General features: G+C 45.0%; 18 protein-coding genes. 4 read left to right on the forward strand and 14 right to left on the reverse strand.

The genetic code is table 11. The features are described 5' to 3' along the window. Positions 1–194: 194 nt before the first annotated feature. Positions 195–1,520 carry a branched-chain amino acid transport system II carrier protein gene (brnQ, locus tag ACPW7N_RS20860; RefSeq protein WP_425653179.1) on the forward strand — a complete coding sequence of 442 codons (1,326 nt, stop codon included), beginning with the start codon at positions 195–197 and terminating at the stop codon, positions 1,518–1,520. A 53-nt stretch (positions 1,521–1,573) separates the two neighbouring features. Here brnQ and ACPW7N_RS20865 read toward each other — a convergent pair whose 3' ends face one another. The 5 genes from ACPW7N_RS20865 to ACPW7N_RS20885 all read right to left on the reverse strand — a co-directional run bounded on the left by ACPW7N_RS20865 (position 1,574) and on the right by ACPW7N_RS20885 (position 6,912). Continuing rightward, positions 1,574–3,226, reverse strand: a complete 1,653-nt coding sequence (locus ACPW7N_RS20865; protein WP_425653180.1) for an acyl-CoA dehydrogenase family protein — start codon at positions 3,224–3,226, stop codon at positions 1,574–1,576. A gap of 60 nt (positions 3,227–3,286) precedes the next feature. Continuing rightward, on the reverse strand, positions 3,287–4,795 hold the full coding sequence (locus ACPW7N_RS20870; protein ID WP_425653181.1) for a class I adenylate-forming enzyme family protein: 1,509 nt from the start codon (positions 4,793–4,795) through the stop codon (positions 3,287–3,289). Between the two features lie 7 nt (positions 4,796–4,802). Further along, positions 4,803–5,195 carry a MerR family transcriptional regulator gene (locus tag ACPW7N_RS20875; RefSeq protein ID WP_425653182.1) on the reverse strand — a complete coding sequence of 131 codons (393 nt, stop codon included), beginning with the start codon at positions 5,193–5,195 and terminating at the stop codon, positions 4,803–4,805. Between the two features lie 141 nt (positions 5,196–5,336). After that, the gene (locus tag ACPW7N_RS20880) at positions 5,337–6,014 is read right to left on the reverse strand and encodes a GNAT family N-acetyltransferase (protein ID WP_425653183.1); all 678 of its coding nucleotides are present in this window, start codon (positions 6,012–6,014) and stop codon (positions 5,337–5,339) included. Positions 6,015–6,054: 40 nt separating this feature from the next. Continuing rightward, entirely contained in the window at positions 6,055–6,912 is an 858-nt protein-coding gene (locus ACPW7N_RS20885) for a carbon-nitrogen hydrolase family protein (RefSeq protein WP_425653184.1), read from the reverse strand. Between the two features lie 201 nt (positions 6,913–7,113). On the opposite strand from ACPW7N_RS20885, the gene ACPW7N_RS20890 reads away from it, so the two are divergent. Further along, entirely contained in the window at positions 7,114–7,800 is a 687-nt protein-coding gene (locus ACPW7N_RS20890) for a Crp/Fnr family transcriptional regulator (protein ID WP_425653186.1), read from the forward strand. Between the two features lie 38 nt (positions 7,801–7,838). On the opposite strand, the gene ACPW7N_RS20895 is transcribed toward ACPW7N_RS20890, so the two are convergent. Beyond that, positions 7,839–8,927 carry an HD-GYP domain-containing protein gene (locus tag ACPW7N_RS20895; protein WP_425653187.1) on the reverse strand — a complete coding sequence of 363 codons (1,089 nt, stop codon included), beginning with the start codon at positions 8,925–8,927 and terminating at the stop codon, positions 7,839–7,841. Between the two features lie 133 nt (positions 8,928–9,060). Beyond that, entirely contained in the window at positions 9,061–11,538 is a 2,478-nt protein-coding gene (locus ACPW7N_RS20900) for a DUF6359 domain-containing protein (RefSeq protein ID WP_425653188.1), read from the reverse strand. A 217-nt stretch (positions 11,539–11,755) separates the two neighbouring features. Between ACPW7N_RS20900 and ACPW7N_RS20905 the strand changes: the two genes are divergently transcribed. Further along, on the forward strand, positions 11,756–12,964 hold the full coding sequence (locus tag ACPW7N_RS20905; protein ID WP_425653190.1) for an MDR family MFS transporter: 1,209 nt from the start codon (positions 11,756–11,758) through the stop codon (positions 12,962–12,964). Here ACPW7N_RS20905 and ACPW7N_RS20910 read toward each other — a convergent pair. Beyond that, complete coding sequence (locus tag ACPW7N_RS20910) at positions 12,957–13,931, reverse strand: Gfo/Idh/MocA family protein (protein ID WP_425653192.1); 975 nt, start codon at positions 13,929–13,931, stop codon at positions 12,957–12,959. The genes ACPW7N_RS20905 and ACPW7N_RS20910 overlap by 8 nt on opposite strands. A gap of 119 nt (positions 13,932–14,050) precedes the next feature. Here ACPW7N_RS20910 and ACPW7N_RS20915 point away from each other — a divergent pair, with 119 nt between their 5' ends. Next, positions 14,051–14,941 carry a LysR family transcriptional regulator gene (locus tag ACPW7N_RS20915; RefSeq protein ID WP_425653194.1) on the forward strand — a complete coding sequence of 297 codons (891 nt, stop codon included), beginning with the start codon at positions 14,051–14,053 and terminating at the stop codon, positions 14,939–14,941. Between the two features lie 16 nt (positions 14,942–14,957). Here ACPW7N_RS20915 and ACPW7N_RS20920 read toward each other — a convergent pair whose 3' ends face one another. The 6 genes from ACPW7N_RS20920 to ACPW7N_RS20945 form a co-directional block, all read right to left on the reverse strand. Next, positions 14,958–17,372 (reverse strand): PAS domain S-box protein, encoded by a 2,415-nt coding sequence (locus tag ACPW7N_RS20920; RefSeq protein ID WP_425653196.1) that lies wholly within the window; start codon positions 17,370–17,372, stop codon positions 14,958–14,960. Positions 17,373–17,474: 102 nt separating this feature from the next. Further along, a complete protein-coding gene (locus tag ACPW7N_RS20925) occupies positions 17,475–18,149 on the reverse strand; it encodes a GNAT family N-acetyltransferase (RefSeq protein ID WP_425653197.1) in 675 nt (224 codons plus the stop codon). A gap of 18 nt (positions 18,150–18,167) precedes the next feature. Next, positions 18,168–19,604 carry a PAS domain-containing sensor histidine kinase gene (locus ACPW7N_RS20930; protein WP_425653198.1) on the reverse strand — a complete coding sequence of 479 codons (1,437 nt, stop codon included), beginning with the start codon at positions 19,602–19,604 and terminating at the stop codon, positions 18,168–18,170. A 126-nt stretch (positions 19,605–19,730) separates the two neighbouring features. Beyond that, positions 19,731–20,780: a YheC/YheD family endospore coat-associated protein gene (locus tag ACPW7N_RS20935; protein WP_425653200.1), complete on the reverse strand. Its 1,050-nt coding sequence runs from the start codon at positions 20,778–20,780 to the stop codon at positions 19,731–19,733. Then, entirely contained in the window at positions 20,777–21,556 is a 780-nt protein-coding gene (locus tag ACPW7N_RS20940) for a glucosaminidase domain-containing protein (protein ID WP_425653201.1), read from the reverse strand. The genes ACPW7N_RS20935 and ACPW7N_RS20940 overlap by 4 nt, the downstream gene beginning before the upstream one ends. An 86-nt stretch (positions 21,557–21,642) precedes the next feature. Next, the coding region (locus ACPW7N_RS20945) for a DUF488 domain-containing protein (protein WP_425653203.1) at positions 21,643–21,878 on the reverse strand (236 nt) is incomplete at its 5' end.

The raw sequence follows: 21,878 nt of genomic DNA on the forward strand, positions 1-21,878 counted from the left end.
TGGACGCAGGATTTCCTGCGTTCTTCTTTTGTATGCGTTTCATTTTTCTTTACTTTATCTAATTCTCTATTATTGTTATAATTCAACTAATTTTTTAGTAAGAGGTGAGTATCTAATGGAGATTGAGCTTAATATTATGCGATCATCAATTTTCCAACAATTCAAAAAATGTTTATCGACAAAGGAGATTCTGCATGACACAACTTTCAAAGAAAGACCTGGTATTTGTTAGCTTCATGTTGTTTTCCATGTTCTTCGGGGCAGGAAATCTGATTTTCCCTCCATTTCTTGGTCAATCTGCTGGTGATCACGTTTGGTTGTCACTTGCCGGATTTATCGTTTCTGCCGTGGGTATCCCCATCCTCGGTGTAGCTGCAATCGCAAAAACAGGCAGCTTCCAGACACTCTCGAGCCGTGTTCACCCATCTTTTGCATTTATTTTCCCAATTATTATCTATTTGTCCATTGGACCGGGACTTGCGATTCCTCGTGCAGGCAGTCTTGCTTTCGAAATGGGCGTCGGGCCTTTTCTTTCCGAACAATGGGCTGCAAATCCGATTTCACTGTTCCTTTATACCCTTATCTTTTTTGGACTTGTTCATTGGTTAAGCATGTCTCCTACCAAGCTGGTTGATCGCTTCGGTAAATTCCTGACACCTTTTCTCTTGCTTCTGATCGCAGGGATCTTCATTACCAGCCTTATTTCCCCAATCGGTGAGTATGGTGCAGCGACAGGGAAATACGAAACCCAACCTGTTTTCCAAGGGTTTCTCGATGGCTATTTAACGATGGATGCGTTGGCCGCACTCGTATTTGGTATTGTTGTAGCAAATACCTTACGGGCAAAAGGCGTTGATAATACACAGAAATTGACTTCCTACATTATTTATGCAGGACTTGGTGCTGGCTTCCTGCTTACGGTCATTTACCTGATCCTCGGATTCCTGGGAGCATCTGCTTCTTCTGCTCCGGCTGAAAATGGAGCACAGATTTTAACGTTTGTCATGAATCAGTTATTCGGACAAAGCGGAACCCTGATACTCGGTGCTGTCTTTACACTCGCTTGCTTGTGTGTATCAATTGGATTGGTAACATCGTGCAGTCAATTCTTCACGACTGCCTTTCCGAAGCTGCCCTATTCTCTTTGGGTTAAAATTCTGTGCATCACCAGTATGATTATCGCTAATTTGGGTCTGACACAAATCCTCAAAGTGTCTGTACCGATTCTTGGGGCAATCTACCCCATTGCGATTGTTTTAATCATCCTCGGCTTGTTTGATCAAATATCAGCAAGAGTTCCTGCTGTGTATCTGTCGACGGTCGTATTTGTTGCAGCTTTCAGTATTACTGATACTTTGAACAGCACGTTTGCCTGGAATATCGGTGCTGACTTCCTGAAGTCAATGCCTCTTTATGCAGAAGGCGTTGGCTGGCTGGTTCCTGCCATGGTCGGATTGGTCGTTGGACTAGCTGTTTCTCTGCTTTTCACTTCTCGTTCTGTCCCAAAACAGTCACTTTAACAAGAGAAAAGTCCAAAGCTGTAAAACGCTTTGGGCTTTTTTGTCTTTTCTGCCTACGACCCCACAACCTCTGCAAAGTACGCAAGTGGCAGCATTTCTTCATCCCGATGCTGTTTGTTCCAGGTGTGCTCCAGGTGCAGGCGAGCGATTTTTTCCTTGCGTGCATCTCCCTGATTCGCATCTCGCAAGGCGATCGTACTCGTATAAATGTCACTCATCAGGTGTGCGACACGCTTGCTATGGTAGGTCTGAGCATCTTCATTTTGCTCCGCTAGATAAGTAAGCAGCTCAATCAACTCACCAATCCCCTGATCGATATACTTTCGACTGTGTTCCAGTTCAGGTTTGCATTTGGCTAACTCCGCTTGAACCTGTGCAAGAAACGATTGGTGTACGTTAAATTTATGGATGAGACGAAGCACCTCGAGGCCGAGAATGTTGGCCGTTCCTTCCCAGACAGTCAAAACCTGCGCATCACGAAGCAAGCGAGGGGTGACAAAATCCTCAATATACCCATTCCCTCCATGCATTTCGATAGCCTGATGCGAAAATTCGATGGCAGCTTCAGCCGTTCTCATTTTTAAGAGAGCGATCAGCAATCGGTTCAATGCCATTTCCTCTTGTGATACTTCCACTTCTCCACGCATGACTCGTTCAAACAGCGGGATGATTGAGAAAATGGCCCCGGTTTCCACTTCTTGACGGGCGCTCATAACGGACAACGTTTCTTTTACCATCGGGAAATCAGCCAGCTTGCGACCGAAAGCATCTCGCTTGAACGCATAGTTCCTTGCTTCGATATAAGCCCTTCTCATGATTCCAACCGAGGCAACCGCATTACATACCCTCGACAGATTCAGCGCCTCCATCATGTAGTAAAAGCCCTTGCTCGCATCGCCCACCAGATACGCTTCTGATCCCTCCAGAACGACTTCAACCGATGGAACCGCCCTTACCCCCAACTTATCCTTGACCCGTCGAATTTGCAAGTGATTCAGTGTGCCGTCTGCCTTTCTCCAAGGTACGAGAAACAGACTGAGTCCTCTGGTCCCCGGACCCGCCCCTTCCATACGTGCCAACACCATCGCGACACCGCACGCACCGCCGTTACTGGCGAAATACTTTTCACCATACAGCCTGTAGTTATCACCAGACCGTACCGCCTTGGTATCATTGGCCCCAACATCCGAACCTCCTTGCCGCTCTGTTAAAAACGTCGCTCCCTCGTACAGCTCTACTTCCCCCATCGAGGTAACGTGAGGCAGGTATTTCTCCTTTAACGCCTGGTCTGCGTATTGATCCAGCAAATAAGCGGTTGCCATTGTCAATGTAACCGGGCAGTAGAAGCCAGGCTCTGCTTGAGAGAGCAAGTACCCTTGAGCGTAGGAATAGATGTAGTTGCCTCTTTGCTTGAGGGCTGGAATTTCTTTGTACAGCAGCCCGACAATGCCGGAATTGTAAGTTTGTTCTACAGTCTTTTTGTATCCTTCATTTAGCCATACATGGGAAATGTCATTGCCCATCTGGTCATACTTGATCAGCCTTGGCTGCCCTTCTCGGTCGGTATGTACAGCACGTTGGTCGATCTCTGTTCCGCACAGTTCACCGTATGAGTCGAGTTCCCGGGTTGCCCAGTCCAGCATGTCAGGTTCGAGATACTGCTTTAAAATAAACGACAGATTTGGATCTTCTCTGAAAAAATTCATCACTAGCCACCTCTCTCATTTAATTGGCACATAGAGCACCACTTTGAAATTGAAAATCAGTTATGCTCGCAGTTGTGTTTTCAGGATCTTGCCCGTCGCATTTCTTGGGAGCTCCGTCATGATTTGATAGGATCGGGGGACTTTAAAAGAAGCAAGCTTATCAGCCAGGAAGCGCTTACATTCTTCTGCAATTTCATTTTCTTCAAAATGTTCTTTCAGCACGAGGACAGCCTTGACGGTTTCTCCCCACTCCGGATGCGGCACACCAACTACAGCGACTTCCATGATCGCGGGGTGCATACGAAGGGTGTCCTCGATTTCCTTGGGATAAATGTTTTGACCGCCAGAGATGATCATGTCTTTTTTGCGGTCGACGATCCAAATGTAACCATCTTCATCCCGCTTCGCCATATCCCCTGTGTAGAGCCAGCGCCCCTTGATCGTGTTTTCTGTCTCTTGAGGGTTCTTGTAGTATCCTTTCATCGTACCTTCCCCTGAGAGAATGATTTCTCCGATCTCGCCATCAACCACATCATTCCCCTTGTCATCAACAATGCGGAGTTCGCAATTGAGAGCAGCTCGTCTGCCGACACTTCCTGCTTTATGCTCATGTTCTTCTGGTTGCAGGAGGGTTCCACTCGGCCCGGCTTCTGTCAAACCATACAAGCACATGAGATTAGAGGTATTGAACTTCTGTTTGACAAACTGCACTTCTTGTTGCCCGAGTGGTGCTCCACCGTACAACCAGTATTGGATAGAAGAAAGGTCATATTGATCGATCTCTGGGTGGTTAGCAGTCAGCAGAAAGGCGATTGGTGCGCCAAAGAAATGAGTGATTCGTTCCCGTGAAACAAGCTGAAGCAATAAATCAGGAGTAAAAGTGGGGCTTAACACATGTGTGGATCCAGCGTAGGTACCTGCCAGCAGGAACAGGTGGAGCGGTGCAGAGTGACTGAGAGGCATCATATGCAGGAAACGGCTGAATGGCCCGACACCCATCTCAACGCAGATCATCACGGCAACCGTCAGCAAATTGCGATAGGTGAACAAAACACCTTTGGGCTTTCCTGTAGTCCCCGAGGTGTAGAGTATCGTCGCTTCGTCTTCCTCGGTCAGAGCACACTCTATCGGGGTTGTCTCCCCACTCTCAATCAGTTGTTCGAGTGACAACCATGAGTCAATGACTTCTCCCGTTTTGATCCATGTAATATCGTGTCTCGATGGAAGTTCCCTGACAGACTCGAATAAAGCCTGATGGGTTACCATCATCTTTGCATCACTATGGTCAAGAATGTAGTCAATCTCACTTGCGGTCAATCTCGCATTGATCGGGACAATCACACCCCCGACTCGGAGCACAGCAAAGTAAACGTACAAAAATTCCTTGCAATTGGGACTGAAAAGAACGACTTTGTCCCCTTTTTCCACGCCGAGAGAGCGAAGCTGATGGGAAAGAGAGGTAACTGTTTGATCCAGCTCTTGATACGTCAAGCGGTCTGCTCCATCAATGACTGCTTCCTGCAAGGGGTATTTGCGGGCATTACGGGCTAGCAATTCCGAAACGTTCATAACTCCTTCAGTCTCCTTCAGTTTGTAACTTGGTCAGACGATTGTAGAACTCATCAAGCAACTCTTCCATTTCTGTTCGCAGTTGAATCATTTCTTCAATTCGTTGATTCACCTCCGCTACTCGTTCTTTACCATATTCGATGGTTCTTTCGAGTTGTTTGATACCTGTCCGATCCACATCGAATAATTCGATCATTTCCTTGGTCTCTTCCAGAGAAAAGCCAAATCGCTTGCCTCGCAGAATTAACCGGAGACGGGCCCGATCCTTTTTGTTATATATGCGAGAGCCACCAGTTGTTCTAGCAGGCTCTAACAGGCCTAGTTCCTCATAATACCGGATGGTGCGGGTGCTGATATCGAACTCTTGCGCCAAATCCGAGATTGAAAACTGTTGTTCCACTTCTATCACCATTTTTCTGAATTTTTCTATTATATTAGTTTACGTTAACGTTAATGTCAACATGCGCTTGATTCTTTTTCTTTAAAAATAAATGAAGCAACCACCTTCCTCTGAAAGTAGTTGCTTCCGCCAATCCTTCCTCTATTCGGTTGCTGCCAAAAATGGGTTGCGCCACTCCAGCAGTGCTGCATAATTCCTGGATTCCTCGTCCTCCAAATAGTCGGGAACCACTTGAACAGGTGTCCGCCCACAACGAAGGAGAAAGGATATAACAGGGTCCTGTAGCTCACCGTTGATTACCCTGGTGAAATACTCGTCGGCCGTCAACTGATCAGCATACCGATGATAGCCTGACATTCTGCCCCCGCCGAGCAATCGGGTAAGTTTGCGATGCACTACCAGTTCATACATGGAAAACATCATCCATTTGCCTAGTCCCAGTTTGCGTGAGGATGGGCGTACACTGATATCCACGATATAAAGCGTGTTTCCGTCTGGATGATGATTGCTGATGTAGCCATGGTCAGTGACCTCTGCCCAGCTATGGTTGGGGTGTTTGGGATCAAAGTCGACGAGCAGCCCTGTGATGGAGCCAACCAGTCTGTTATCGATCTCCACACACAAAGCACCCTCTGGAAACAATGTCACATGGTTTGTCAGTTGCTCTGTATTCCACCACAACTCCGAAGGAAAGGGAGGTGGAAAGCATTCCTGCTGAATATCAATGAGATCTTCAAAATCAGCCTCGGTGTAGTTGCGAATCACAACCTGATACGGGTTATTTTCTTTATCAAACAGAATCATTTGTTTCCTGTACATGCTGTCCCTGCTCACATCCTCCCACTTGATCTACCCGTCATCATTCCCAATCAGGATACAAGTCAGTTCGACGGTCTCTCCATGTAGTGACTGACCCTTTTTGGCGGACTTCATACAATAACTCAAGATCCAAATCAGCCGTGATGATCATGTCGTCATTGATTTCTCCTTCTGCAAGGATGCCTTTTGGAGGGAAAGGAATATCGTTTGGCGAAATAATAGCTGCCTGACCGAAATTTGCCCGCATGAAGTCTACAGTAGGCAGTGAACCAACAGTGCCAGTTACGACGACATATACCTGATTCTCGATCGCTCTGGCGTGACAGGTGTATCTCACTCGGTGGAATCCGTGGCGATCATCTGTGCAAGAAGGGCAGAAAATGACATCTGCTCCCTTGGCCTTGGCCATGCGGACGATTTCAGGAAATTCAATATCGTAGCAAGTGAGTAACGCCACAGTACCTTTACTTGTCTCAAATACCTGGAAGCTGTCACCCTTGGCCATTTTCCACTCCGTAACCTCTGTAGGAGTGATATGCAGCTTGGCTTGCTCTACCACTCGTCCGTCAGGGTAGAACATATGGGCAACGTTGTATAATTGATCACCGTTACGAAGTACATGCGTTCCTCCGATGATATGCATCCCTGTTTTCTTTGCCAAACTGGTGAAAAGTGTGCGGTACTGTTCCGTAAAATCCGGAAGTTCATTTATAGTTAGCGCCTGACCGTCTGTGCCACCAATCGAAAGAAGCTGGGTTGTCATAAATTCTGGAAACAAGAGGAAGTCCGCTCCAAATTCTTCAGCCGTTTTGACATAGTGCTCCACCTGTTTTGCAAAGTCTTCAAAAGATTGAATGGTATGTAAATGATATTGAACCGCAGACACTCTCATTTTCATAAAGTGGAATCACATCTCCTTTTTTTGCATAAAACTATTCTAACAAACGATAGTATTAATATTCCATGTTGTGACATCTGTTACAATTATAATAAAATAAGAATAGAAGAAAAACTTTTATCGGAAATACTTCTTTCATTTGTCGAATCATTCATAATATTTCCACCCCTATCTTTTGCGAAATGGAGCGACCTCGTATTTATGGCCGATCTGAAATTCTTTTTAAAAACTGTCCCCATCTTTAATGAGCTGTCAGAAACAGAAATTCATTCGTTAGCCAGCATTTTCACGGAGAAACGGTTTCCCAAGAAAACGATTATCTTCCTTGAAGGCGACCCTGGCGAAGAAATGTTTGTTGTCAAAAGCGGTCTCATCAAAATCTATCAATTCGAGGATGCGAAGGAGATTACGCTTGCTTTGTTCCGTGAAGGTGATTACTTCGGCGAAATGGCCGTTCTCCAGCCTGACCACCCCCGTTCTGCTACTGCTGAGACACTGGAACCTACAACCCTGTATGTACTTCAACGAAAATACATGTATGAACTGCTGGAAAAAGAACCGAGCCTTGCCTTAAAGTTCCTCAACATAACCCTCAGTCGTCTACGGAAGGCAAATGAACAGATTCATAACTTAATGTTTCTGGATTCACGTTCACGCATTATCAAAATGATTGTCAGTTTAGCCGAACAGCACGGTATACCCCATAAGGATGGCGTACTGATTGACGTCAAGCTGACCCATCAGCAAATTGCAGATTTGGTTGGTGCCGTTCGTGAGACTGTGACAAAAATCTTATTGGAACTGCAAAAAAGTAAACTTCTGCGCATCGACCAAAAAAGGCTGTTAGTCTATGATATGAACAAACTAAAAAAGCATCTCAACGGGTAACCTTGGCGAACCGTGAGATGCTTTTTTTTATCATCTTGTTATATGGTCTTGGTAATTGTGATGGCTACGTTACTGCCGTGACTCAAGTCGATTTCATAAGGACTAAGCGCCGGAAGCCCGTCTCTTTCGATCATTACCCGGATGACAGGACGATGCGTGGAATGAGCGTGGACATGTGTAACGACGCCAATTTGCTTTGTATTGAGTTCTACCATGGTCGATAAAGGATAGACGGCAATTTTGCTTAAAAACAGCTTGACTAGCTCCAGATCAAAATAAAAGCCACCAGAAGCAAACAAGTACTCCACTACTTCATGCGGCGTATATGCATTTCGATACGGTCTTGGCGTAATCATGGAATCGAAAATATCAGCCAGTCCGATAATTTGAGCAAATTCATGAATCTGTTGTTCTTTCAAACTTCTCGGATAACCACACCCACTATACCGTTCATGGTGTTGGAGAGCACAGTGTGCAGAAATAAGCGAGATATTCGATTGTCTTCTCAAGAGATTAAAGCCTGCTTCCGTATGGTTACAGATCAGTATCCGCTCTTCGTCAGTCAGCTTGGCATTTTTATTCAACAAGTCAAAAGGCAATTGCGTCATCCCAATATCAAACAGGAGCGCCCCCACTCCCAAATCAATGAGCTGGTTGCGTGAATATCCTTTCGCCATCCCGACAATTCCAGCCAAAACAGCCACATTTACTGAGTGATGAAACAAATATCCGTCCATGGAGTACAGAGTTGACAGGTTTGCCATAACGTCCTTGCGGTGAGCCAGATCATCCAGAATTTGACCGAAAACTTTGCGGAACGTCGCACCAAATTCCGGGGTGGCCGCTCGATTGGTGATTTTGGGCTGATTCATCAGAGACGTCATTGTCGCATACACGGCTTCCACCGCCTGCTTGCGTGTTTCCGGACAGATTTCCTCATCGGGCATCACGTCCATTGTATGGGAATCTTCAATGTAAACCTGATGAATGCCCAACCTCATTAACCGGTCAATGAAGCGTGAAGTCAGCTCTGTTCCCGATCCAAGCAATACTGTTCCATTATCCATATAAATTGGTTTCGCCAATGTCACACCTGGTTTTACATTTTGGATTTGCATTTTAAACACAGAAACTTTCACTTCCTTCGTAAAATCCTAAAGGAGCAGAAGACCCCCTTGCATGCAGGGGGCTTCTTGCTTCTGTATTTATCATGTGATATTTTTCAGAACATTTCTGTAGTGGTGGCTACAAAAACAGCACTTACAGCTTCCAATTTTCCATTGTTGACAAGTATTCGAGATTGGACTGCAATAATTCATTGGCAGCTTCCGTGATGTTGCCGTTTTCCGCGTATGTGTGCAGTGTTTCCTGAAGGTCAGTCAGATGCTTCTTGGCTTGCTCATAATCTCCACTCTCAAAGAAGTGTTGAATCGTATCGAGCTTCGCCTTAATGGAGGTTGCGATTCCTTTATTTTTGATATCCTTGCTTCTTAGTAATCCATCTACCAGTGAATGGATGGTTTCCAGACTGGTATCGATTGTAAAGGTGTAGCTTTGTTGACCTACATTGCCTGCTTGATCTCCCACAGTTACCTGAATCGTATGGGAGCCAAGTCCGAGACTTAGTGCAGAATACTTTTTGTTCAGATCTACTTTCTCATCATCAATTTCAGCCGATACAGACTGTATTCCTGATAACGCATCTTCTGCCTTAACATCCAGCGTGACCGAATCATTGATTAAGATATTATGAACCGGTTCCCCTGATTGCGTAAGCTCCCAGACAGGCAACGTTTTGTCCAGCTTGACAGTCACTGATTTCGCTTCCTCTGCATTGCCAGCACGATCCTTGGAGCGGTAGGAAATGATGGTGTCACCTTCTTTGCTAACAACGTATGGCGTCTGATAAGTGGTCCACTCTCCGCCATCGATTTGAATTTCGGTAGTACTTACGCCTGACTGGTCATCAGAAGCTTCAAGTGAAATGGTAACGTCCTGATTCCACCAGCCTGACTCATTCGGTTCTTGCGAGAAGCTTACATTGGTCGTTGGTGCCGCATGATCACGAGAGTAGCCTGCGCTCTCAGCCTCTTCAGGGCTTGCGAAGAACACACGCGCTTCTACAGGGATTGTTGCCCACTCGGCCGGATCAACGAAGTACTTGTCTCTAAAATGACCCACATAACGGGTTAAGCCTTTTCCTTGCTCACGGGCACGGAATACGAAAGGAAGCTCCATCAGCGGATTGGACGGATTCCAGATACCAAGACCTGCATCATACGCTTCTTTTACAGCCTCCGAGTACACTACATAATCCTCATCATCAATTGGCCAGATGAAATAAGTACTCGCATATCCGCTGCGGACCATCTCCAGATTTACGTTTACGTTATCTTGCTTGCGAATGATTTGCGCTAACAGGCGACCATAATCATCAAACGGTTCAGTAGCTACTTTGATCAGCACCTCGTCGCCTTCATGAAGGAGTGTCTTCAGATGTTCTTTGGCAATTTCTCCGTGTTCTTTTTGACTCCGGTCTGCTTCTGTGACGACATTATGATACGTCTCTGGAGTATCAATATTTACGAAGCGTACCTTTGTACCGCCTAAAACAGGGGTAACCAGATGAACAGTATCACCATCAACTACACTTAATATCTTCGATGGATAGAATTCCAATGGTTTTGGTGCCGGCTTTTGTTCAGCCAACCTTACTGCATCCGAAGCTTTTCTCGGAACAAGCTGATAACTGTCATATTGGCTTAATACAGCAGTGAACTGATACCAGGTTTTCGCCTCTATCTGCTCATAGACGCCTGTTTCTGGCATTACCCGCAACGTAGTTCCGTTGTAGTTCTCATCCAAAATGCTGACATTATAGCCGCCACCCGATTGTTGGCCTGGCTTTTCCATTACATACGCTTCTACTTGAACCAAAGTGCCTTCTTTCGGCTCTGCCACATCTTCAGAAGTGAGGTCAGCAATCGTAATTGGTTGAGGCTGCGGGACCGGTTCTCCTTTTGCCAAAACCTCGACTTTTGCTGCTGATGGCATAATTTCTGTCAATCCCCGATAATTTTGTATCGTTCCCGTAATCTTGACCTTGTCTCCTTCAACCAGCTCGGGGAACCCGGCAGGATTCGAGGCAAAGACATTAATTCCAGCTGTTTCGTCCTGGAGGAATGTTGAGATTTTGCCACCGCCGACTTTCGCATTATCTGCTGTAATCACGCCTGTAACAGTAACGGTTTGTCCCGCTTTCGTTTTGGCTTCGACGATGGAAATTGGATCTGGATCAGGATCGACAATATCGAGAATCTCATAGGATGTTGGACTCTTCAGTCCAGGCACCCCGAAGTAGGCTTCCAGCTTGCCTGTGATTCTGATTTTTTTACCGAGCAGGCTCGGGTTGGTTTTCAGGTTTAGTCCGGTGCGGATCGTTCCGCTTGGCAATTGAACAGGCAAGATATTTTGCTTGGTTCTCTCTAATGCCGAATCTGCGATGGCGATGTTCGTATCCACACTAAACGGTGCTTGAAACACATAATAAGGACCATTGTTTGTGATCCCAACAATATAGCCCTCTACTGTTGCCGTTCCTTGATTGTTGGCAATTGCTTGTGCAACAGTAAGAGCGGTTCCGTTGGCGTGCGTTGTGTTTCCTGAAAAATACAAATTGCTTACCAACAAGGCAACTACAAACACCATCATCCGAAATTTTCTTGCAAAAATCCGCATCAGTACCTCCCATTTTTTTCTAGTATTTTTTTACTATCATAATGTATTTCTATGAAAACAATATCCAGTTAATGTAAATATTACAATAATCTTGAGGAACTATTTTTTCAACAAAAAATTCTTGATTAGCCTTTAACTTCATGTTACCTTTACTCGAATACAGGTATTGCGATCCTATGTAAAAGAATCCCCATCCTAAGATAGTCAGGTGAACAACATGTATCCAAAACGACTCTGGGTCCTAGCCATTGCCGCTACGATCAACATGACCGGATTCTCCTTTATTTGGCCTTTGACCACCATTTATATCACTCAGGTTTACGGACGTTCTTTATCCGTAGCGGGGCTGATCCTGATGCTCCAGGCAGGTGCTGGAATTATTGGCAGCCTCCTCGGTGGCACTATGCATGATCGACTCGGTGGCCGAGCAACCCAGATGCTTTCTGCTACTCTGGCAGCTTGCTGTACACTTTCGCTGGCACTTTACAATCCCTGGTTCTGGTTCGTGTTCATGATGATCTGTATCAACTTTTTGATAGGAATGCTGATCACTTCACTGAATGCCATGGCTGGAAGCATCTGGCCGGAAGGCGGGCGCAAAGCTTTCAATTTGCTGTACATCGCCAACAATATTGGAGTTGCCCTTGGATGTACGCTAGGTGGAATGGTTGCCGACCTTTCTTTTACCTATACATTTGCAGCCAACTCGTTAACCTTTGTGCTGTTTTTGCTGTTAATCTGGCGGGGTATGCCTGCTGAATCATTCCAGCCAAAAGCGGTCAAGGACACGAAGCAAAGCAAAAAAGACCGACCTTTCCAAAGGTCAGCCGTTTCTCTTCCGCTTCTTCTGCTCTCAATCGGTATGATGTTCTGTTTTGTCTGCTATGTACAATGGCAGTCAACCATACCTGTTTATATGAAATCTCTTGGACTTTCGCTCTCTTCTTACAGCTTGCTGTGGACCATCAATGGGTTCCTGATTATTCTGATTCAACCGTTCAGTTCGGTTTTTGTGCAGCGCTGGATTCCTTCCTTGCCCAGACAGTTAATCTACGGCGTGCTGCTATACGTTCTTTCTTTCATCGTTCTGGCACTGCAAGAATCCCAATTTACTTATTTCGTGGTTGCGATGGTGATCATGACGCTAGGTGAAATTCTGGTTTGGCCAGGTGTGCCTGCCGCTGCAGCAAAACTGGCGTCAGATGACAATCAAGGATTCTATCAGGGAATGATTAACGGGTTCAGTTACGCTGGACGAATGATTGGACCGTTGATCGGCGGCTATTTATATGATCATCACAGTCCGCAGATCATGTTTACCGTCATGATCACGTTCTTTTTGTTGTCGCTGCTCAGTTTCTCCACCTATTACCGAGTAAAGCCAGCTCGCTCCACATCGGAAAAAGTAGCTTCCCCTCCTATGTAGCCGAACCTTGAAGCAGTTGCTCCAAAATTTCCTGAACCTGGTATCCTTCCTGAAAAGAGATAAGATCCGTTGGTTCTCCTTGAATCCCTCGAACAACCCATGTGACCAGCTCATACAGATGGTCATGTGGGTTGATCTCAGCTGGAACGAGCGGTTCTCCTGTAGCCGCGTATTCTAGCTGCCCCCAATTTACAAGTGACAGCGTTCCTTTTGTTCCATGAACGGTATACGCTACCTGCTCCTGAGCAGTTTTTCCGCTTCCCCCATTAATCCATACAGAGGTTCCATCTTGAAGTGTGAGACAACCGGCAATACCTGTCTCGCAAAGCTTTGCATCTGCAGGATAATCTATGGATGCGTCAACTCCAACAATCGGCCCGAAGTGCTTCTGGGTGAGATGAATGAAGTGAGGTAGTACCTCTCGTACAAATCCCCCCTGTTCTCTGCCGCCAATCCACTGGTTCTGTTGCCATTTACGAGGCCATACGGGGAAGTTAGCCGTAATTTCTATCTTTTGTACACTGCCAATCCTTCCTGAAGCAACCTGTGAAGCCAGTTCTCTCCACGCTTTTCGATAGTAGGTAGGAAAATTCATGGCATGTACAACACCAGATTCCATTGCAGCTTGTAACATTTCCTGCGCTTCCGCAAGCGAATTTGCCAGTGGCTTCTCACATAACAGGTGCTTTTTGCGTCGCAATACCTCCAGCGCAATCGGGTGATGATACTTGGGTGGTACAGCAAGGTAGATTAAATCAGGTTCCGCTCGATTCAGCAGTTCCTGATAATCGGTTGACCACACCACACGCCCAAGCTCACTGGCAATTCTGCGTATCCTCTGTTCATCCACATCACAGATTGCGACTACCTCGATCTCAGGATGCAGTATAAAGGTGCGAAGCAGTTTCTCCCCTACTCCCCCCAGACCGATCATCCCTACACTGACTCTTTTCCCTGGTTTCAGCATTGTCACTCACCTCTGTTTTTTAGTATTTTCAGAATAAGGCGTGCAGTAGTATTCGTCTAATGAATCTTTAGAATATATAATATGAGTAAATACTTATGTAATTAGGTGATTTCATGACCTTGACCCAACTGAAGGTATTCATTACCGTTGTCGAAACAGGAAGTTTTTCCAAAGCAGGTGAAATCCTCGGCTTAAGCCAGCCAGCAATCAGTCATGCAATAGCTGGGTTGGAGTCAGCCCTTGGTTCCACTCTTCTGATTCGCAATCGGAACGGCATCTCTCTATCCGAAATCGGTGCACAGATCGTCCCACACATACGTGAAATGCTTCGCTTGGAGAGCACGATTCTTGAAGAAATCGAGAGTCATCAAAGCTTACGGAAAGGAACAGTCCGAATTGGGAGCTTTCCAAGCATATCTGCTTCCTGGTTGCCGTCACTGATTCCATCCTTTAAACAAGCCTTTCCTGAGATTGATCTGCATGTGGTGGAAGGTACTTACGAAGAAATTGAAGAGTGGATTACAAGGGGGATCGTACAAGCTGGTTTCGTAACAACTCCCTGTCACTCCATAGAAATAACCCCTCTCTGCCATGACGAGTTAGTCGCAGTCCTGCCTCCCGACCATTCAAAGGCAATGGACAAGGTAATTCCATTGCAGTATTTAGACAAGCAGCCATTTATTTTACCGAATGCAGGCTGCCAATCACTCATACTAGACACGTTCAAGCAATACGAGATCTATCCTGACATCCGTTTTGAATTGCGTGAAACCAGTACGATCCTCCAGATGGTTAAGGCAGGCGAAGGTGCAACAATCTTACCCCTGCTAGCCTTGCAGGGAACTGGAGACCATCACAGTAACTGGTTTCATACTGACCCGCCGATGGCTCGCCAAATTGGAATTGCCGTTCGTTCACGTAAGTTCTCTTCTCCGGCAACCCGTGCATTTGTTCAACATGTTGAGAATTGGATCAACCAGACTGATTCGAAAAAGCAAACCACGCCCTAATACGGACGTGGTTCTTTTAATTGGATACCATTTCAATTTCTTCAATGCTCATAGTGGGGTTATCGACAACTGGCAACACCACTTCCACAACCGTCCCAATGTTCTCTTCGCTGTCAATCGTAATCGTGCCCTGATGGTTATTAATAATACTGTAACTGATCATGATGCCAAGCCCTGTCCCCTTTTCCTTGGATGTATAAAATGCTTGTCCAATTTTAGGCAACTGATGCTTGGGGATCCCACATCCCTGATCAATGATGCGAATCGATACCTTGTCGTTTATTTGAGTGATGTGAAAGTGCACCCGTCCCCCCTTAGACATCGATTCCATCGCGTTTTTTATGATATTGATAAACACTTGCTTTAATTTGTTCTCTTCACAATATACATAGATTTCCGGTGTATCAACTTTCGTTACAAATTCAATATTGTGTAGCAGCGCCTGCGGTTCCAGGAGAGCACTGACTTCTCTAACGATGGAAATCAGTTCTTTTGTCTCGAAATCCATCTTTTTCGGTTTGGCTAGAAGGAGCAACTCTCCTACAATTGTGTTGATTCGATCAATCTCAGACAGCATAATGGACAAAAACTCCGGGTTCGTGTGGGATTCATGCTGAATTAATTGAACAAATCCTCGCAAACTTGTTAATGGATTTCGGATCTCATGTGCGATACCAGCAGCCAATTGACCAACCACATGTAATTTTTCGGACTGTTGTATGTATTCTTGGCTTTTTCGAAGTTCTGTAACATCGTTGAGAACAATGTGTGTTGCCGGCTCTCCATTAAAGAAGGTAGGAATGGCCTTTAATTCGACATCAAGCTGATCCCCATCCATTCTCACACACTTCTGATCAATAATATCTACAGCTTTCCCCTGGGACACCTGAAAAATCTGTTGTTTGAGTGATTCATGGTAATCTGGATGGATAAAACTTATCGCTTCCTTGCCAATAATTGACTCTTTATCAGCGCCACCCAAAAGCTTGATCCCCGTCTGATTGACATATTGAATCATTCCCTTTTGCGTGACAAAAATGGCTTCCGGCGATTCTTCCACCAAGGAGCGATAACGTTCTTCACTTTCGTACAGCTTGTCCCAAAGCTGTTTTTGCAGTGTCGTATCCTTGGCTATCCCATAGACCCCTACAATCCGTTCCTTTACCACGATCGGGATAAACGTTACATTCAGATTGACGTGTTTCCCGTCGAGCCTTTTAAAAGTGACATCAAAATTTTGTGGTGATCCTTGCAGGGCTAATTGAAAAAGACGTTTTGTCCGTTCTTCATTTTCTGAGTCAAAAAAATGACTGCACGTTTTACCAGTGAGCTGCTCAGCCGAAAGCCCGATCAGTTTTTCACCAAATGGATTTATACTGCATAATTGAGCATTTATATCAAACCAGACTATCAGATCAGGATGATAATCGACGATAGAACGATACCGCTGCTCACTTTCCTTGAGCAGCTCGTCTGATTTCTTGCGGCTCGTAATATCCCGGATAACAATTTGAATAGCCGGCTTCCCTTCGAAGGTATAGGGGTTACAGATCACCTCGGTCTGAATCAGCTGCCTGTCAATCGATACCCATCCAAACTCGATTGGCCCGACTGATTTTTTGTTTCTGATCACATCTTCGAATATCGCTTGACACTGTTTATGATCACTGACCTGTAGAAATTCATAAATAGGGCGCCCCGACAATTCTCTGATGCTAGTACACCCCAGGAGTTGCAGCCCTTTGGGATTTACATATACCCAGTTGCTTTCACATATGATTCCAATCAAGTCCTGCGAATTCTCCACTAGCCTGCGATTTTGTTCCCGAATCTTCTGATTTTCGAGTAAGTTCTCCATGAGAAGAACCATAATCACCATCGAAAGAACAAACGAGATTCCTACCGTTGTAAATATCAACGGATTGTACGCCTTCAGAGCCTCGAATTGATGATTTACTCTGAAATAGGCATATAAGCTCAAATAGCCAAGCGTGTAGGCAAAGAGCGAAATACTAATGCTCACTTTTAATTTACGAAGAAGTGGGTAGTTATGATATTTCGAGGTAACAACAGGAATGACAATAAAAAGAACAGAGGCAACAAACAATGCAGAATAGAAGGGTATGCCACCGCCAAGGAACAAGCGATAGGTGATGATCAATAAATAGGCAATAAGCCCGCCACGAAATCCGCCATAAAGAATTGCCATTAAGAAGGGAATTAGCCTGAGATCCATCAAGAATCTCTCCGTATTGTCCCCAATCACGATTGGAAAGCTCATGCACGCAATGGAAGCAATCCCCATAATAAAACCAAACAAAAGCTGGTTCCTAAAATGATTTCGTTGTGAATCATTTTCCTTAATAACAAGCTGACAGAGGAACACAGGTAATAATAATCCAAGTAAGTTAAGCAATAAGTTGTTCGTCACCTATATCCCCCTCGTCGCTGTCACTGGTGTTTGAAGAAAAATAACATTTTTAACAATATCATTTTTACAAACAAGAATATCATGAATTGCCAAAAAGTTCTATTAAATTGGTAACAATTCAATTTGATCTTGCTGCTCAATTTTATTGATCATCTCGTGCCAGGATTGAGGTTTATTAGGCAGCACAGCATAATATCCTGTTAGAAATTTTACCACCATTTGGGAAGGGATAAACCTCTCAAACTGTCTATTATATGGAAGGAAACACAAGTCCAGGCCTTGTACTGCCTCTCCATCGTTATTCCAGGATGGATGTACATATTCCACATTCAGTCGTCGATACCCCATATGAGAGAGAACCTCTCGGCGGACATACGGATTCATCGATTTAACTCCACCAAACGAATAATCGTCAACCAGGTAGGGGTTATAAATTTCCGCAAACATTCCAATTAACTCTTTCCCCAGTAATTTCACAAGCTCTTGCAAATCTTCTTGCCTTTTGCGGGCGAGAAAACTTCCAATCCCTTGTCCATCTTCTCCAATAATCGTGAAATCCGTCATGGCTACACGCAAATGTTCATAATAACGATACTCTGTAGCCCCAACAACTTGTCCATCTTTGACAGCTACGAAAATGCGAATCCCTTCATCCTCTAACGGCTCTGCCCAAAGATCGAACGCCAGCACCTCTTCCGGTGGAAAAATGCGGCTCATCATATCATGCATTTGTTTGAATAACGGATCATTGATGCTTTGAATTCGGGTGTATTCCATTTCTTTATGCCTCCTGTATTATGTAATTGGATCAACAATAGGAAGTGTGATCGTAATTGTAGTCCCTTTATTCATCTCACTTTGGATCTGCAACTCCCCGTGATGATCTTTTATTATTTTATTGCTGACCATTAATCCTAATCCAGTTCCTTTTGCTTTCGTGGTATAAAAAGGCTCGCCCAGACGTGGAATTAAATCCATCGGGATACCACAGCCGTAATCAATACACTGAATTTGAATCTCGTCATTGCTAATCCTGGTTGTCTTCACAAGGATTGTCCCATCCTGAGAGCTGGCTTCAATGCTATTTTTGATCAGGTTGATAAACACTTGCTTCAGATGGTTTTTCTCACAAAGGATGGATACTGAATCCGTAACCTTCAGCTTCAGTTCAATTCCCTTCAGAGTCGCCTGTGGCTGAAGCAACAGCAACACATCATAAATAATACTGTTCAAATCTGCCAGTCTGTAATGAGTCGCTTGCGGTTTGGCGAGAATCAGCAGCTCTCCTACGATAAAATTGATCCTGTCCAATTCAGACAAAATGATATCGTAATAGAGAAATGGATCAAGCTGAGAGGATTGGAACAGTTGGATAAACCCTCTGATCGAAGTCAAGGGGTTCCTGATTTCATGAGCAATCCCTGCCGCCAACTCTCCCAGCACTGATAACTTGTCAGATATGCGCAGCAACTCCTCGTTGCGCTTCCTCTCCGTGACGTCACGTGCCACGACAACAGCACCTTCCAGATCACCATTATCTCTGATGATTGGCATAACGATGGATTCAAAAAAGATCCAATTTCCTTCTTTATGCTTCACTCGATATTCAATCTGAAACGGTTGTTTTACATCCAGGCCTTCCATCTGCTTCTTGTGCAAATATTCAACATCATCGGGATGAATGATACTTCGTGCAAACCCTTCCAGCGCATTTGTAAAGAGAAGCTCACTTACTTGATATCCAAGAATACGAGTGAATGATGGGGACAGATAAGTCACTTTTGCATCTGTATCCATCAGATAAATAATATCGGACGTATTTTCAGTGATCATCCGAAGTTTCTCTTCATTTTGGCGAAGGATAAGCTCGGTTTGCTTCCGTTTGCTCTTGTCCTGTACAACAGCAGCAACGCCAACAATTTGATTATTTCCGTATACGGGAAAACAACTGATTTGAGCATGGAGATTTGATCCACTTTTTTGAATAAGGGAAAGCTCCCATTCTACCTGATCACCCGAAAGTGCTCTGGCAAACATCTCATTTGTTTTGTTCCTTGACTCAGGGTCAATCCATTGCGTGAAATGCTGACCTATCAGTTCATTCAGGCCATAACCTGTTAATCCCTCAAAGGAAGCATTGGCGCTCATAATATTTCCTTTGATATCAAATGAACAGACTGAACTGGGGTTTTGCTCAAATAAAGCCCGATACATGTGTTGGTGTAGGCTCACTCTTCCAATCCCCCTTTAGAAGAATTTTTCTGTTTATTTCGATAAAACTTCTGAATAATCCTCGTTTTATTCCTCCTTTTTCCACGTAACAGCACATTGATCGACACAGGTAGTTGGGGGAGACGCTTATTTCCGCCTGTTTCGGACAAAAAATCTGGCATATTGGATCGGCCAGCGAATACTTTCTTGTTTTGTGTCGATTCCAAACACCTGTTTAAAAGGCAAGACGCCCGGCTTGATATTGACTTCGATCAAATGAATGTTTCCTAACAGATCAATCCCCCAGTCGATCCCTAACTGTGACTGCCGCCTTTCGTACAACGATTCCATTCGCTCTGAAACAATCAGGGAAAGCTGTTTTACTTTCCGATAAATCTTCCTGCTTTTTTTCTTCCCGAGCATGTTTGCCAGGTACGGAACTACCTCGAATGGATACCCGCCATCCATCAAGTTGGAAGTGATTTTGCCCTTCACTCCTTCACGCACCGCTGTTCCCCGTACATTCCACTTTCCACGTTTGTTCTTCTGTACGAGAGCACGAACATCAAAAACAACGCCATTTTGATTGAGAATAGGAATCCAGCGCTGAACCAGGAAGCGTCGGCGTCCCAAAATCGTCTCAATCTGTTGAGAGAGCTTCCTAACGGAGCGGAACGATTGCTTGGTTAAACCTTTCTCCAGCATATAATTGCCATTGGCATGGCTGATTCGAACAATCCCTTTTCCCTCTTTCCCATAAATCGGTTTTAGCATGACAGACTGATATTCATCTACCATTTTCATGACCGTTGATACATCTGTAGCATATTCGGTAGGAATCAGATACGACTGAAGTTCTTCTACCTTCAAAAGCCTTTCATGCATATTCCATTTACTCCCCAGCCCATAGTTAATAAATGGGAGCTCGGTACAATTCTTGATATTCCTCACCTGCACGTTGGCCCGGGGTTGATGATAATAACCGATATCGAAAGAAATTGTTGGGTAATCCACAGTTTGTTGTACCCATTCGCCATTCTCCAGAACATACCCGGAAATCGTACGCTTCTGCAAATCTACACGATCTGGTGTAAAGATGACTGTCCTGTCAAACCCCTCATCTTGAGCCACTTCTACATAGGGCATGTATGATGAAGGTACCTTGATTCTGCTCGTCATGACTCCCAGAGTATTCATGTTTCATCTCCTGACTGTTGAGCTCCTAGCCTTTTGAGGATGAGTGCAAGACTCCATAATGGCAATGGTTCTTCTATCTTTGCCTTCCATTCCGGACTGGTTAAGAGACCTTCTTGATACATCCAATCAACTGCCTCCTTTTTCCATGCAGGTGTTTCCCTTGGATAATCATCGGTTGGCTCAGGCGGATTCTCTTCACCTGGAGGTTCAGGCACAGTGAGATTGACTACTTGCTGATGGAGTTGAATGATGCGATGGCCATATGCATCTTTCGCCCGCACTGCCGCCTCCAGACTGGGGTATTTGCTCCGGTCATAACCGGGAACTGCCCACTTGCCCGCTAAATCCTCCCAATAGGGAGCACTTCCTTTCTTCACATAAGGATATCGAGGGTCAACTATCTGTTCCCCTGCCGGGAGATTTCTCGTTGTCGCATACGCATACAAATGCTGAATATGCGCTATCACTCCTTCTTCGACAGTTGCAAAGGAAGCACCAGCAGCCCCTCCGCCGGTTGCGCCTAAGCCTGCAAAATTGTTCTGATCCGCTTGCACGCTTCCTCCGAACCGGAACCAATTTGTTTCATAGATTGCCTGGCAAAAGGCTACATCTCCCGTCACACCATAGCGGTCCCCGATCAGGACATACGAAACAGCAATCGCAGCGTTAAAAGCAGGATTCACATTCTTGGCAAACGAAATCATCTGATTGGTGGAAGCCATTCGTTGTCGCATGATGGGGGTCTTCGCCACTCCACTGATTTCAGCCAACTCCATGCACCCCTTCTCGCCATTCTTTTCAATACCATATGTCTATACATAAGAAAACGCCTCCCTCTGATAGAACGGAAGCGTCAAATTATTTACTGATTCTTTTTCAATTGTTCATCCAGTACCCGTTTCAGCACCAAAGCCTGATTATGCTCCTGGTCCTTGGCACCATACAAAAGCGTTACTTTTTCCTCCTGTGCCCTTTTCACCAATTGCTGCAGATACGCTGAACGAGGCTCCTGAAGCAGTTCAGTCTGATACATCTGGGAGAACTGGTCGAATTTTTCCGGGTCATGATCGAACCATTTGCACAGCTCATTACTTGGAG

It is taken from the genome of Brevibacillus nigriterrae, from assembly GCF_049846925.1.
GTDB lineage: Bacteria > Bacillota > Bacilli > Brevibacillales > Brevibacillaceae > Brevibacillus_H.